This is a genomic window from Rhizobium lentis (assembly GCF_014200175.1).
GTDB lineage: Bacteria > Pseudomonadota > Alphaproteobacteria > Rhizobiales > Rhizobiaceae > Rhizobium > Rhizobium mulingense.
Genome location: NZ_JACHBD010000003.1, coordinates 1 through 13,057, shown reverse-complemented (window position 1 = coordinate 13,057; position 13,057 = coordinate 1). Strand labels below are relative to the sequence as shown.

Here is a 13,057-nt window from a genome sequence, read left to right as displayed (position 1 = left end):
TGGCATAAAGGCGGTTGGCAGAAATTTCGAAACAGTGTCGGAAAATGATTGCCACTGCCGTCCTTGCGGTATCGTTGCAAACATGGAGCAAGAAACATGTCGAAGATGAGGCTGATATCGATGATCGCAACCGCGGCCGCCTTCCTGGCCGCGCCCGATATGGCAGGCGCCGCGCCTTCTATTGAGGACAAGGCAGCCGCACCGATCATCAGGAAGGGAAGCGTGCCGGTCAACGGCGTCGATTATTATTATGAGATCCGCGGCGAGGGTGAACCGATGCTGCTGCTGCACGGCGGTCTCGGGCAGATCGAGATGTTCACTCCTGTCATGCCTGTCTTCACCGATCACCGGCAGGTGATCGCCGTCGATCTCCAGGGCCATGGTCGCACGCCGCTCGGCAATCGGCCGATCGAGCTTCCGGATATCGGCGCCGATCTCGCGATCCTGGTGAAGCAACTCGGCTACGAAAAGGTCGACGTCTTCGGCTATTCCTTCGGTGGCGGGGTGGCATTGAATATGGCAGCGAATGCGCCCGACCGCGTCCGCCGGCTAGTGATCCTCTCGGCGCCCTATGCTCAGAACGGCTTCTTCCCGGAGATGCTGCCGCAGCAGGCGGCCGTCGGCTCTGGTATGGCCGAGATGATGAAGGACACGCCGATGTTCCTCTCCTACAAGGCGGTGGCGCCTGACGTTTCCGAATTTCCGAAGCTGCTCGACGCCATGGGGGTGTTGATGCGCAAACCCGTCGATTATAGCGATGCTGTCGCCAAGCTCACCATGCCGGTCATGCTGATCTACGGCGATGCCGACATGATCCGCCCAGAGCACATGATCGACTTCTATCACAAGCTCGGTGGCGGTCTGCGCGACGCGGGCTGGATGCGGGAGAACATGTCGAAGAACCGGCTGGCGATCCTGCCCGATCTCACCCACTACGAGACCTTCGCCTCGCCCCTCGTGGCGACCGTGGCGATGACCTTCCTCGACGGAGGCGGCAAGGCGCCGAACTGGGCCGAGCAGGTCGGAAAGTAAAAGAAGGCGGCCGGGCCATGGCCGCCTTTTTACTTGCCATCAGCTGTCGCGCCGGTTTTCCCGACCAACTGCGTCACCACAGGATCGTTTCCGAGACCGCCGGCACGCGACGAGAGGCGAACGCCAATTTGCCGCAAGGCGTTCCTTCCTGCGTTAAGAGCTGCCGCCGCCGCATCCGGAAAATTGTGGATGCATCGGCGGCATCGGTTTTGCCTCTTCAGGCCACAGCCGTTTCGCTTGCAAAATCCGTAGAGAGAGCGAGCTCCCGCCAGGCGGCCAGTTCCTTTTCGACGCTCGCATGCTGCGCCTCGATCATAGCCACCGTATCGCTGCCGAACGGCATGCGCAGCGGCGGGTTGACCGAGTCGACCATCCTCATGATGCCGGCAGCGAGCTTGGCAGGATTGCCGGGCTGCGCATGGTTGGCGTCGGCGGCGAAATTGCGCATGTTGCCGGCCGGCGTGCCTTCGTAGTCGGCAATGGAGGCCGGGCTGACCGCCAGCGACGTGTCGGAAAGAAAGTCCGTGCGGAAGAAGCCGGGTTCGATGATCGTCACCTTGATGCCGAAGGGTTCGAGTTCGGCGGCCATCGATTCCGACAGGCCCTCGACGGCGAATTTCGTCGAGCCGTAGACACCCCAGCCGGGATAGCCGAAATAACCGCCGATCGAGGAGAAGTTCAAGACATGGCCGGAGCGCTGGCGGCGCATATAGGGCAGTACCGCACGTGTCACCTTCAGGAGACCAAAGACGTTCGTGGCATATAGCCTTTCGATCTCTTCGGCCGTGGCCTCCTCGACGGCGCCGAGCAGCCCGTAGCCGGCATTGTTGGCGAGAACATCGATGCGGCCGAAGCGGGCGATGCCGGCAGCCGCAGCCTCTTTCGCCTGCGCCTCATTGGTAACGTCGAGGGCGACGGCAATAAGGTTCGGATGATCGCCGAACTGCTCCGTCACTGTCTTTGGATTGCGGGCGCTGGCGATGACGGCATCGCCGGCTGCCAGCGCTTCCTTGGTCATCAGCGCGCCGAAGCCGCGGGATGCACCAGTGATGAACCAGATTTTCATGACGAATTCCTCTTGGATTGTTCGAGTGTATGGGCGCCAGCATCTCTGTGCTGACGGGGTAAGTTTGACCGGAAGTTTGCTGATGTATAAGATTTCTTATTCTCGAAACTATGATGAGTGAAATTCAGCAATGCGCGCGACCGAACTCTCCGAGCTTGCGGCCTTCGCGGCGGTGGCGCGGCACAAGAGCTTCCGCAAGGCGGGGGAGGAGCGGGGCGTCACTGCCTCTGCCGTCAGCCATGCCGTGCTCAATCTCGAGGACCGGATCGGCATCCGTCTGCTCAACCGAACGACCCGCAGCGTGTCGTTGACCGAAGCCGGCGAACTCCTGATTTCCCATCTCTCTCCGGCCTTCGGGGAAATGGCGGCGGCGCTCGATGCGCTGAACCGTTACCGCGACACGCCCTTCGGCAAGGTGAGGATCAACGTGCCGAATTCGATCGGTCCCTTCGTCATCGGCCGCATCATTGCCCCTTTGCTCCAGCACAATCCGAATTTGCAGCTGGAGATCAACGCGACCGACAGGTTGGTCGATATCGTCGAGGAGGGTTTCGATGCCGGCATCCGTTTCGGCGAGCGCGTCACCGAGGGCATGGTCGCGCTACGCATCAAGCCCCGGATCCGCTTGGTCGTGGTCGGTTCGCCCGCCTATTTCGAGACCCGGCCGAAGCCGGCGACGCCCCACGAGCTCAAGCGCCATCTTTGCATCCAGAATATGTTTCCATCAGGTGCGCGTTATGCCTGGGAATTCGAGAAGGACGGCCAGACGGTGAGCTTTCAGCCAAACGGACCGTTGTCGCTCGACGATCACGAACTGATGATGCAGGCAGCGCTCGGCGGCGTCGGTCTTGCCTATATCTGGGAGCCCCGTGCCGAAAAGGCCGTTGCCGGCGGCGAGCTGATCCAGGTGCTCGACGACTGGTGCCAGCCGGAGGAACCGCTCTATCTCTACTATCCGAGCCGCCGCCACATGTCGGCGGGATTCAGGGCGGTCATCGACGCGATCAGGGCGGAGTAAAGACGCTCAATTCCTATCCGCGCATGCCGGCGATCGTCTGAAGAGCCTCGAAATAAATTGTCAGGTCGCGGGCAGGATCCTCCGGCAGCTCTGCCGCACGGAATACCTTGCCTCCCGTTGCCTCGATGCCCCCGTCGATCATCAGGTTATCGGCCATGCCGTGATTTTCGATCGCAATGCCATCCGGCCCGCGTGGGCGTCCGCTCGCGACATCGATCTCCAGCCCCGCATACCAGATCGAACGAACACGCAGGCCATAGTCGTCGGGGTGGTTGGTATAGGCGAATACCGATTTTCCGAGCGCGATCATGAAGCCGATTTCATAGACCGTGCCCGGGTCGGCGCTGACGCCCCGAAAGGGCGTGATGTTGGCAAGGCAGATATCGGCCCGGCGCATGGCGTCGTCGTTGCGTGCGTAGATCTCTGCGGCCGTCAGCTTCACCGGCGTCTGGTTTTCGTCGCTGCCGGGACCGGTCGGTTCGAAACCGAACTGGCGCGCCAATCTGCGTTTTTCGGCCATGATGGGCGTGGCATCGGGAAGAAAGACTTCCGGGCCGGCAAGGTAAATGGTGGTCATTCGTATCCTTCATTCTTGTGCGAGCCGAAGCGTCGGGGCGGGGACCCATTTCTGACGGAAGCCCGACGCATGGCAAGCCGTACCGGCAGTGATTGTCGATTTTTTTGACACGATAGCCCGATGAGCGCGCACGAGGTGGACCACCGCGGTTGCACAGCGCGTTGTATCGGCCTGGCGCGGGCGGGCTCCAGGCTGGACATCAGCGGCGTGAAAAAGCCGAAGGTTGCGCTTCTCCCCCTTTTGACTCCGCTGGACGAAGCGGCCAAAGATACCGCCATCACCAGCATCATCGGGAGAGGTTGATGAAGGGTCGGATTGTGCCAAATCGAAGAACGCCAAAGCGGCTCAAATATCTGTGTTCCGCTTTAGCCGCGCTGACGCTGTCGGCTTCGGCAGCGTTCGGGCAGGACGTCGGACCGCAAAGCCAAGCCTCGCGCGAGCAGGTCGAAAAACTCGTCGACCTCTGGAAGAATCACTTTGTCGGCGCCGATAGCCTGCAGCAGCGCCGCACCGCCTTCAAGTCGCTGATGGAGACGACGCCGGGGCCGACACGCATCCAGGTTCGGCAGGTCGATGCCGACGGCGTCGATGCAGAACTGATGTGGCCCGCCCGCCTTCATCACCCGATCGGTGAAAGGGTGATCCTCTATATTCATGGCGGCGGCTTCTCCAGCGGCTCCATCCGCACCCACAGCCTGCTTGCCGGCTCGCTCGCCAAGGCCGCATCCAGCGATGTTCTTCTCATCGATTATCGGCTGATGCCCGAATATACCTATCCCGCGCAGATCAACGACGCGCTGACGGCCTATCGCTGGCTTCTCGACAATGGCTATCGCAACGACAACGTCGTCGTGGCGGGAGACGGCGCCGGCGGCAATATCGCGATCGAGACCGTGCTGCGGCAGATGCAGGTCGGAAAGGCGCTGCCGGCGGCCGTCATTGCGCTCAGTCCCATCACCGATCTTGCCGCGACGGGCGGATCGATGACATCGAATGCCGAAAGCGATCCGCTGGTCGGCAAAGACTGGATCGAGACTTTGCGTAAGGCCTATCTCGGCCGAAAGTCTCCGACCGATCCCCAGGCATCGCCGCTTTATGCCGAACTGAGGGGCTTTCCGCCGCTGCTGCTGCAGGTTGGTTCCGGCGAAGTCCTGCTTGATGATACGCTGCGCCTCGCCGACAAGGCGCGCCAGGCGGGCGTCGACGTCACGACCGAGGTCTGGCCAGGCATGCCGCATCAGTGGCAGTTGTTTCCTTCGCTGCTCGACGATGCCGATCGGGCGAGCCAGAATATCGCCGATTTCGCGATCCGGCACTTTGCCGACAAGCCGCAGGAATAGGCCCCTACGCCCTCATTGCGATGTGCCGCGCGATGGGGAAGGCGCAAGAGGCCTCTCGACCTCCCGGCCAACGCTGAGCGCCTCGCGCACTTTCGGCTCCAGCCGCTCGAGATAGGCGTGGTCGGGTGCGGCACCCAGCGCATCCAGCATTTTCGAGAAGAAGCACCGGGCCGCCGCCGCGGCCGTGACGTCGAAGACCTCGGCATCGCTCAGCCCGTGCTTCTTCAGCCCGTCTATATCCTGCTGCGTCACCGACGTCGCGTCGCGCGCCACCTTGGCGGCGAATGCCATGATCGCGCGTTCGCCGGCATCGATCGGCGCTTTCTCGGTTTCGTTGACGACAGCCGTCAGCGCGTCGCTGGTAAACCCCTCGCGCAGCAGCACGGAACCGTGCGCCAGCATGCAATAAGAGGATTTCAGTTCCTTGGCCGCCGCCAGCGTCACCAGTTCATAGCGCCTGAGGCTCATATGGCCGCGAATGCTCGCAAGCAGTGCCGCCCAGCACTCCATCACCTCCGGCCTGTGGCCGAAGGCACGATACATGTTCGGCAGATAACCATAATTGGCCTCTGCCGACGCATACATCGACGTCGTCTTCTCGCTGGCGGATGCATTGGGGGTGTGAATGAAAGCCATTGCATGGTCCTCCTCTGTTACGAGAAGGATAGGGTAGATATGCCGGACAGCAATCCTGCGCCGTCAGTTCAAGCGCGAGCCGTTAGCCCTGCTTAAGAGGCCTAGATGCTCCACAAGAAGATCAAGTCTGTCCTCGGCATCGGTTCGCCGGTCTCTTGATAAGCAAGCCAAGGGGACAAGCCTCGAATCTTCCACGACCCTGCCGGCCGGGGAGGTCCATAGGCGCTGGTCAACCGTGACTGGAATTTAGATCGTTCCAATTTAAGAGCTGAGATTTCGATAGCGAATAAAGCTGAATTCCCGATAGAAATAAAATAAATTTATAGCGGATCACTAAATTTTTCTTGACAGAATTGGAACGTTCCAAATACTGATACCATCAGTCGACGTCACGGTCGGAGAGGGAAATGACAAAGGCGCGGGTAACCGTCATTGACATCGCGAAGGCCGCCGGCGTCTCCAAGTCGACGGTGTCGCTGGTGCTGCAGGGGTCCTCCCTGGTCAATGAGGCGACGCGCGCCAAGGTCAATACCGTGATGCGGGATCTCGGCTACGTCTACAATCGCGGCGCAGCCAATCTTCGGCAGGCCGGTGCCAAATCGCGGATCATCGGAGTTGTTGTGAACGACCTGACCAACAGCTTCTTTGCGGAGCTGGCGGTCGGCGTCGATATGGTCGTCCAGTCGGCCGGCTTCGTGCAATTCCTGTCGAACACCGGCGAGAGCATCGACAGGCAGCGTGAGGTTGTCGCATCGATGCGTGAGCATGGTATCTCCGGCCTCATCGTCTCGCCGGCGCGCGCCACCGATGCCGCCGACTTCAAGCCGCTTGTCGCCGCCGGGATTCCTGTCGTGGTCGTCGTTCGAAACCTCCCCGGCGCCAAAGTCTCGTCGATCGTCTCCGACAACCGGGCGGGCATGGTCTCCGCGGTCAAGCATCTGGCCGGGCTTGGTCACAAGCGCATCGCCTTTCTCGGCGGCTTTCCCGACACCGCCGTCTTCGACGACAGGCTTGCGGGTTACCGAAATGGCGTGGAGGCGGCCGGGCTCGGCTATCACGAAGAACTCGTCATCTCGTCGGCGCCGTCGCGGGCCGGCGGGGTGGAGGCAATCGGAAAGGCGATCGCGCTCGGCCTTCGGCCGACCGCGGCCGTCTGTTTCAACGATGCCGTTGCCTTCGGTGTTTGCGACGGATTGCGCTCGCGTCGTCTGGAGCCAGGCGTCGACTTCGCCGTCGTCGGTTTCGACGACGTCATCGAGGCTCAGGCGGCGGTACCGGCGCTGACGACGGTCTCGGTCGATCCGCAGGGCATCGGGCGCCGCGGCGCGCAGATGCTGCTCAAGCAGATCAACGCCGGCAAGGCCGAGGCCGAGACGATGACGACAGCCGTTCGGCTGGTCGTTCGCGAGAGCTGCGGCGCCGGCAAGACCGCACCGGCAAGGGCCGGCAAGAGCGTAAAATCGAAACAGGACGCTGAGGAATGCCCATGAAAAAGCATCTCACCCCAGCCGAAGCGGCCGCGCTCATCCCGGACGGCGCCGTCGTCACGGTATCGTCTTCGAGCGGTCTCGGTTGCCCGGACCTCATGCTGAAGGCGATTGGCGAGCGTTTCGAGGCGACCGGCCATCCCCTGGGAATCACGACCCTTCATCCGATCGCCGCCGGCGATATGAGCGGCATCAAGGGCGTCGATTACATCGCCAGGAAAGGCCTGCTCAAGTGCATCATCGGCGGCTCCTATCCATCCGGGCCGTCATCATCCGAGCCGCCGCTGATCTGGCAGATGATCACCAACAATGAGATCCCGGCCTATAACATTCCCTCCGGCATCCTGTTCGACATCCATCGCGAAGCCGCCGCCAAGCGGCCGGGTGTGCTGACCAAGGTCGGCGTCGACACTTTCGTCGATCCCCGGCGTCAGGGCTGTGCGATGAACGAGCTTGCTTCGGAACAGCAGGTGGTCAAGCGCGTCAGCTTCGAGGGCGACGACTGGCTGTTCTTCCCCTCGATTGTCCCTCAGGTCGCCATCATCCGTGCCACCACCGCCGATGAGCGCGGCAACCTGACATACGAGCATGAAGGTGCCTATCTCGGCGGTCTCGATCAGGCGCTTGCCGCCCGTAACAATGGCGGCATCGTCATCGCCCAGGTCAAGCGGATCACCAAGGAAGGCTCGCTGAAGCCGCATGACGTCCGCGTGCCGGGAATGCTGGTCGACTATATCGTCGTCGATCCTGATCAGAAGCAGACGACTCAGACGGCCTACGATCCCGCGATATCAGGCGAGATCTTCCGCCCGCTTGATAGCTTCAGCGTTCCGGAATTCAATGTTCAGAAGGTCATTGCGCGCCGCGTCGCCCAAGAGTTGCAGGCGGGAAGCTGCGTCAATCTCGGCTTCGGCATCTCGGCCAACGTGCCGCGCATTCTGCTGGAAGAAGGCCTCCACGGCGCCGTCACTTGGGTTATCGAGCAAGGCGCGGTCGGTGGGGTGCCGCTGCTCGACTTCGCCTTCGGCTGCGCCTCCAATGCCGACGCCTACATGCCGTCTCCCTATCAGTTCACCTATTTCCAGGGCGCGGGCTTCGACGCGTCGCTGCTGTCCTTCCTCGAGATCGGCAAGGACGGGTCGGTCAATGTCTCCAAGCTTTCCTTCCGGCCGCATGTGACGGCCGGCGCCGGCGGCTTCGTCGACATCACGGCGCGGGCGAAGAAGATCGTCTTCTCCGGCATGTTCAACGCCGGGGCGAAGCTGTCGACCGCCGATGGGGCTCTCGTCATCGAGAGGGAGGGCAAGCTGAAGAAGCTGGTCAACGAGGTCGAACACGTCACCTTCAGCGGCGGGCGGGCGATCGAGCAGGGGCAGGATATCACCTATGTCACCGAGCGGTGCGTGATGAAGCTGACGCCTGAAGGCATCGTCATTACCGAGATCGCGCCCGGCGTCGATCTTCAGTCTCAGATCCTCGATCAGTCCGAATTTCCGCTGACGGTCGCGCCCGACCTGAAGGTGATGGATGCGGCCCTCTTCCGCGAGGCAGGCATCGGCTTGTCGCTTCCTGCCAAACGGGCACGTACACTGGAGGGCGCCATCCATGGCTAGCGGAACAGTCAGGATCGATATCGACGGACATGTCGCGACGCTGACGATTTCTCGTCCGGAGAAGTTGAACGCGCTCGATCTCGATATGCTGAAAGCGCTGGCCGAGGCGGCCGATGCGGTGGAGGCGAACCCGGATGTGCGCGCTGCCGTTCTGACGGGTGAAGGAAAGGGCTTTTCCGCCGGAGGCGATATCAAAGCCTGGGGCGGAATGCTGCCGCAGGAGTTCGGCCACGCCTGGGTTCGGCACGGTCACCGTATCTTCGAAAGACTGGCGACGCTCCGGGTGCCGCTGGTCGCGGCGCTGAATGGCCACGCCCTCGGAGGCGGGCTCGAACTGGCCGGTGTTGCCGACATTCGCATCGCCGAGGAACACATCAAGATCGGCCTGCCGGAGACCGGCCTCGGAATGGTGCCGGGCTGGTCCGGCACCCAGCGTCTCGTGCGCCGGTTCGGCGCCCAGGCCGTCCGCCGCATGGCGCTGGGCGGTGAGATCTTCACCGCCGAGGAAGCCCGCCTGCTCGGTATCGTCGACGCGGTGGTTCCGACAGGAAACTCGGTCGCCGCTGCCAGGCAATATGCCGGTCGGATTGCGGCGCGGGGACCGGCGGCCCTCGAGATCGCCAAGCTGATGATCGCATCGGCGAACGGCGAAGATAACGGAACCGCGGTCGAAGCCCTTGGCTCGATCCTCGCGGCGAAAACCGGCGATCTGAAGGAGGGCGTCGCATCTTTCAGCGAGAAGCGCCCGGCAACGTTCAAGGGAGAATGGTAATGACGGTCCTCGTCAACCCGACTGCGCTCAGCGACCACAAGGCACGCGATTTCAAGATGCTGATCGACGGCAGATGGGAGGCGGGCGCCTCCGATCCGATCGAGCGCGTCGCGCCAAGCCATGGTGTCGTGGTCAGCCGCTTCCCGGCCGGCAGCAGGACCGACGCCGAGCACGCCATCGCTGCCGCGCGCAGGGCGTTCGACGAGGGGCCGTGGCCGCGCATGACCGCGTCCGAACGCTCCGCCATCCTGCTTAAGGCGGCCGATCTGATCGCCGCACGGGCTGAGGAACTGGCATTTCTCGATGCCATCGAGGCAGGCAAGCCGATCACCCAGGTGCGGGGAGAAATTGCCGGCTCGGTCGACATCTGGCGCTATGCGGCGGCTCTCGCACGCGATCTCCATGGTGAAAGCTACAACACGCTCGGCGACGGCACGCTCGGCGTCGTCCTGCGCGAGGCGATCGGCGTTGTCTCGATCATCACGCCGTGGAACTTTCCGTTCCTGATCGTCGGCCAGAAGCTGCCCTTCGCGCTCGCCGCCGGCTGCACCACCGTCGTCAAGCCCTCGGAGCTGACATCCGGATCGACGCTCGTGCTCGGAGAGATCCTGCAGCAAGCGGGCGTTCCCGATGGCGTCGTCAACATTGTCACCGGCACGGGACCTGCAGTCGGCGCGATCATGACCTCCCACCCTGATGTCGACATGGTGTCCTTCACCGGCTCGACGGGTGTCGGAAAACTGACGATGACGAATGCGGCGCAGACACTGAAGAAGGTCTCGCTGGAACTCGGCGGCAAGAACCCGCAAATCGTTTTCCCCGATGCCGACCTCGACGCGTTCGTCGATGCCGCGGTCTTCGGCGCCTATTTCAATGCGGGCGAGTGCTGCAATGCCGGCTCGCGGCTGATCCTGCATAAGTCGATCGCTTCCGACGTCGTCAGGGGCGTCGCTGAACTGGCGAAGGACGTGAAGGTCGGCGATCCCCTTGATCCGTCAACGCAGGTCGGCGCGATCATCACGCCGCAGCATCTGGAGAAGATCTCAGGCTATGTCACCGGCGCCAGAAGCAGCGGCGCCCGCGTCGCCCATGGCGGCGAGACGCTTGACCTCGGCATGGGGCAGTTCATGTCGCCGACGATCCTCGAAGCGGTCATGCCTGATATGGCGGTGGCCCGTGAGGAAGTCTTCGGTCCTGTTCTGTCGGTTCTGACGTTCGAAACAACAGCCGAAGCGATCAGGATCGCGAATTCGATCGATTACGGCCTGTCGGCCGGTGTCTGGAGCCGCGATTTCGACACCTGCCTGACGATCGGCCGGTCGATGAGGGCAGGCACGGTGTGGATGAACACCTTCATGGACGGCGCCTCGGAACTGCCCTTCGGCGGCTACAAGCAGAGCGGCCTCGGCCGTGAGCTCGGCCGCCATGCGGTCGAAGACTACACGGAGACAAAGACGCTCAACATGCATATCGGCAAGCGCACCGGCTGGTGGATGCCGCAGACGGAAAAGCTGGTCTAGCCGGCAAAGCAACTACGCCCGGCGAGGGCGGGTAATTGATGCGGGAATGGTCCCGCATCTTTCAAGAAGGAACTGGGAGGTTCTTCGATGAATAGGTTTTTGACCACGACGGCCGTGATCGCATTGGCTCTGGCCGGCACGCATGTCGCGGCCCGCGCCGCCGATGTCAAGGAAGTGCAGATGCTGCACTGGTGGACGTCAGGCGGCGAGGCGGCGGCTTTGAACGTGTTGAAGGAGGATCTGGCGAAGGAAGGTTTTGCCTGGAAGGACGTTCCGGTTGCCGGCGGCGGCGGTGATGCGGCGATGACGGCGCTGAAGGCAATGGTGGCGGCAGGCACCTATCCGACGGCCTCGCAGATGCTCGGTTATACCGTGCTCGATTATGCCGAGGCCGGCGTCATGGGCGACCTGACCGAGACGGCAAAGAAGGAGGGCTGGGACAAGTCGGTGCCGGCGGCGCTGCAGAAGTTCTCCGTCTATGACGGCAAATGGGTCGCAGCCCCGGTCAATGTCCACTCGGTCAACTGGCTGTGGATCAACAAGGCGGTGATGGACAAGATCGGCGGCACCCAGCCGAAGACCTTCGATGACCTGATCGCCCTGCTCGACAAAGCCAAGGCGGCCGGTGTCATCCCTTTGGCGCTCGGCGGCCAGAACTGGCAGGAAGCGACGATGTTCGATTCCATCGTGCTGTCGACCGGCGGCCCGGAGTTCTACAAGAAGGCCTTCAACGACCTCGACGAGGAGTCGCTGAAGTCGGAGACGATGAAGAAGTCCTTCGACAACCTGGCGAAGATCGTCAAATACGTCGATCCGAACTTCTCCGGCCGCGACTGGAACCTGGCGACCGCCATGGTCATCAAGGGTGATGCGCTGGTGCAGGTGATGGGCGACTGGGCCAAGGGCGAATTCGTCGCCGCCAAGAAGACGCCGGACACCGACTTCCTCTGCTACCGCTTCCCCGGCACCGACGGCAGCGTCATCTACAACTCCGACATGTTCGGCATGTTCAACGTTCCCGACGACCGCAAGGCGGCGCAGGTGGCACTGGCAACGGCGACGCTGTCGAAGAGCTTCCAGTCGGCCTTCAACGTCGTCAAGGGCTCGGTGCCGGCTCGCACCGACGTTCCCGACACCGACTTCGACGCCTGCGGCAAGAAGGGCATCGCCGACCTGAAGGCGGCCAATGAAGGCGGCACGCTGTTCGGTTCGCTGGCCCAGGGTTACGGCGCCCCGCCGGCGATCGCCAATGCCTATAAGGACGTCGTCTCGAAGTTCGTCCACGGCCAGATCAAGAGCTCCGACGAAGCCGTCAAGCAGCTCGTCCAGGCGATCGACGACGCCCGCTGAGATCAGCCGATGACAAATGCTTCCCCGTCTCTTGGGCCGGGGAAGCTTCAGGCTCCGCAGCGATCATTGCCGAGCCGATCCTGCGGGAAGGGAGATGATATCTTATGAGCACAGTTGCCACTACCGATCCGGTTCTGACGCCGCGACAGGCGACGCCGATCTCGCTCAGGGGCCGGCTGCAGGATGCGCTGCCGAAGATCGTGCTGGCGCCGAGCTTCGTCATCACCCTCATCTTCGTCTACGGCTTCATCGTCTGGACGGCCTATCTGTCGTTCACCAATTCCAAGACCTTTCCGTCTTATGCGCTGACCGGGCCACGCGCCTATCAGCGGCTGTGGCGCTGGACCTTCGAGAGCGACCCGCCGTCCTCCTGGTATACCTCGATCACCAACATGGCGATCTTCGGCTTCCTCTATGTCGGCATCTGTTTAGCACTTGGCCTGCTGCTTGCCATCCTGCTCGACCAGAAGATCCGCGGCGAGGGGCTGTTGCGCCCGATCTTCCTCTATCCGATGGCGCTCTCCTTCATCGTCACCGGCGTTGCCTGGAAATGGTTCCTCGATCCCGGCCTCGGGCTCGAACAGACGCTGCACCACTTCGGCTGGACGAGCTTCCACTTCGACTGGATCAAGAACAAGGACTTCGT

Annotated in this window: 12 protein-coding genes and 1 pseudogene; 10 read left to right on the top strand and 3 right to left on the bottom strand. The window is 62.4% G+C overall.

Features of this window, described 5'->3' with window-relative positions; translation table 11 throughout:
• Window positions 1-96: 96 nt before the first annotated feature.
• On the top strand, window positions 97-1,032 hold the full coding sequence (locus tag GGI60_RS08170) for an alpha/beta fold hydrolase (RefSeq protein ID WP_183914726.1): 936 nt from the start codon (window positions 97-99) through the stop codon (window positions 1,030-1,032).
• A gap of 217 nt (window positions 1,033-1,249) precedes the next feature.
• On the opposite strand, the gene GGI60_RS08165 is transcribed toward GGI60_RS08170, so the two are convergent.
• A complete protein-coding gene (locus GGI60_RS08165; RefSeq protein ID WP_183914724.1) occupies window positions 1,250-2,098 on the bottom strand; it encodes an oxidoreductase in 849 nt (282 codons plus the stop codon).
• Window positions 2,099-2,228: 130 nt separating this feature from the next.
• Between GGI60_RS08165 and GGI60_RS08160 the strand changes: the two genes are divergently transcribed.
• Entirely contained in the window at window positions 2,229-3,116 is an 888-nt protein-coding gene (locus GGI60_RS08160) for a LysR family transcriptional regulator (RefSeq protein WP_183914722.1), read from the top strand.
• Window positions 3,117-3,129: 13 nt separating this feature from the next.
• Here the strand turns inward: GGI60_RS08160 and GGI60_RS08155 are convergent, their stop codons facing one another.
• On the bottom strand, window positions 3,130-3,693 hold the full coding sequence (locus GGI60_RS08155; protein ID WP_183914720.1) for a nucleoside 2-deoxyribosyltransferase: 564 nt from the start codon (window positions 3,691-3,693) through the stop codon (window positions 3,130-3,132).
• A gap of 120 nt (window positions 3,694-3,813) precedes the next feature.
• Here GGI60_RS08155 and GGI60_RS08150 point away from each other — a divergent pair, with 120 nt between their 5' ends.
• Both GGI60_RS08150 and GGI60_RS08145 read left to right on the top strand, forming a co-directional pair.
• On the top strand, window positions 3,814-3,996 hold the full coding sequence (locus GGI60_RS08150; RefSeq protein ID WP_183914718.1) for a hypothetical protein: 183 nt from the start codon (window positions 3,814-3,816) through the stop codon (window positions 3,994-3,996).
• On the top strand, window positions 3,996-5,033 hold the full coding sequence (locus GGI60_RS08145; protein WP_183914716.1) for an alpha/beta hydrolase: 1,038 nt from the start codon (window positions 3,996-3,998) through the stop codon (window positions 5,031-5,033). Before GGI60_RS08150 ends, GGI60_RS08145 begins: the two co-directional genes overlap by 1 nt.
• A gap of 12 nt (window positions 5,034-5,045) precedes the next feature.
• Here GGI60_RS08145 and GGI60_RS08140 read toward each other — a convergent pair whose 3' ends face one another.
• Window positions 5,046-5,669 (bottom strand): carboxymuconolactone decarboxylase family protein, encoded by a 624-nt coding sequence (locus GGI60_RS08140; protein WP_183914714.1) that lies wholly within the window; start codon window positions 5,667-5,669, stop codon window positions 5,046-5,048.
• 407 nt (window positions 5,670-6,076) lie between these two features.
• Between GGI60_RS08140 and GGI60_RS08135 the strand changes: the two genes are divergently transcribed.
• The 6 genes and pseudogenes from GGI60_RS08135 to GGI60_RS08110 all read left to right on the top strand — a co-directional run.
• Window positions 6,077-7,159, top strand: a complete 1,083-nt coding sequence (locus tag GGI60_RS08135) for a LacI family DNA-binding transcriptional regulator (protein ID WP_183914713.1) — start codon at window positions 6,077-6,079, stop codon at window positions 7,157-7,159.
• Window positions 7,156-8,769, top strand: a complete 1,614-nt coding sequence (locus tag GGI60_RS08130; RefSeq protein WP_183914711.1) for an acyl CoA:acetate/3-ketoacid CoA transferase — start codon at window positions 7,156-7,158, stop codon at window positions 8,767-8,769. The genes GGI60_RS08135 and GGI60_RS08130 overlap by 4 nt, the downstream gene beginning before the upstream one ends.
• Window positions 8,762-9,541, top strand: a complete 780-nt coding sequence (locus GGI60_RS08125; protein WP_097584738.1) for an enoyl-CoA hydratase/isomerase family protein — start codon at window positions 8,762-8,764, stop codon at window positions 9,539-9,541. The genes GGI60_RS08130 and GGI60_RS08125 overlap by 8 nt, the downstream gene beginning before the upstream one ends.
• Entirely contained in the window at window positions 9,541-11,061 is a 1,521-nt protein-coding gene (locus tag GGI60_RS08120; RefSeq protein WP_183914709.1) for an aldehyde dehydrogenase family protein, read from the top strand. Before GGI60_RS08125 ends, GGI60_RS08120 begins: the two co-directional genes overlap by 1 nt.
• A gap of 87 nt (window positions 11,062-11,148) precedes the next feature.
• Window positions 11,149-12,411: an ABC transporter substrate-binding protein gene (locus GGI60_RS08115; RefSeq protein WP_183914707.1), complete on the top strand. Its 1,263-nt coding sequence runs from the start codon at window positions 11,149-11,151 to the stop codon at window positions 12,409-12,411.
• Window positions 12,412-12,515: 104 nt separating this feature from the next.
• Window positions 12,516-13,057: pseudogene (locus tag GGI60_RS08110) on the top strand (sugar ABC transporter permease); the annotation flags it as partial.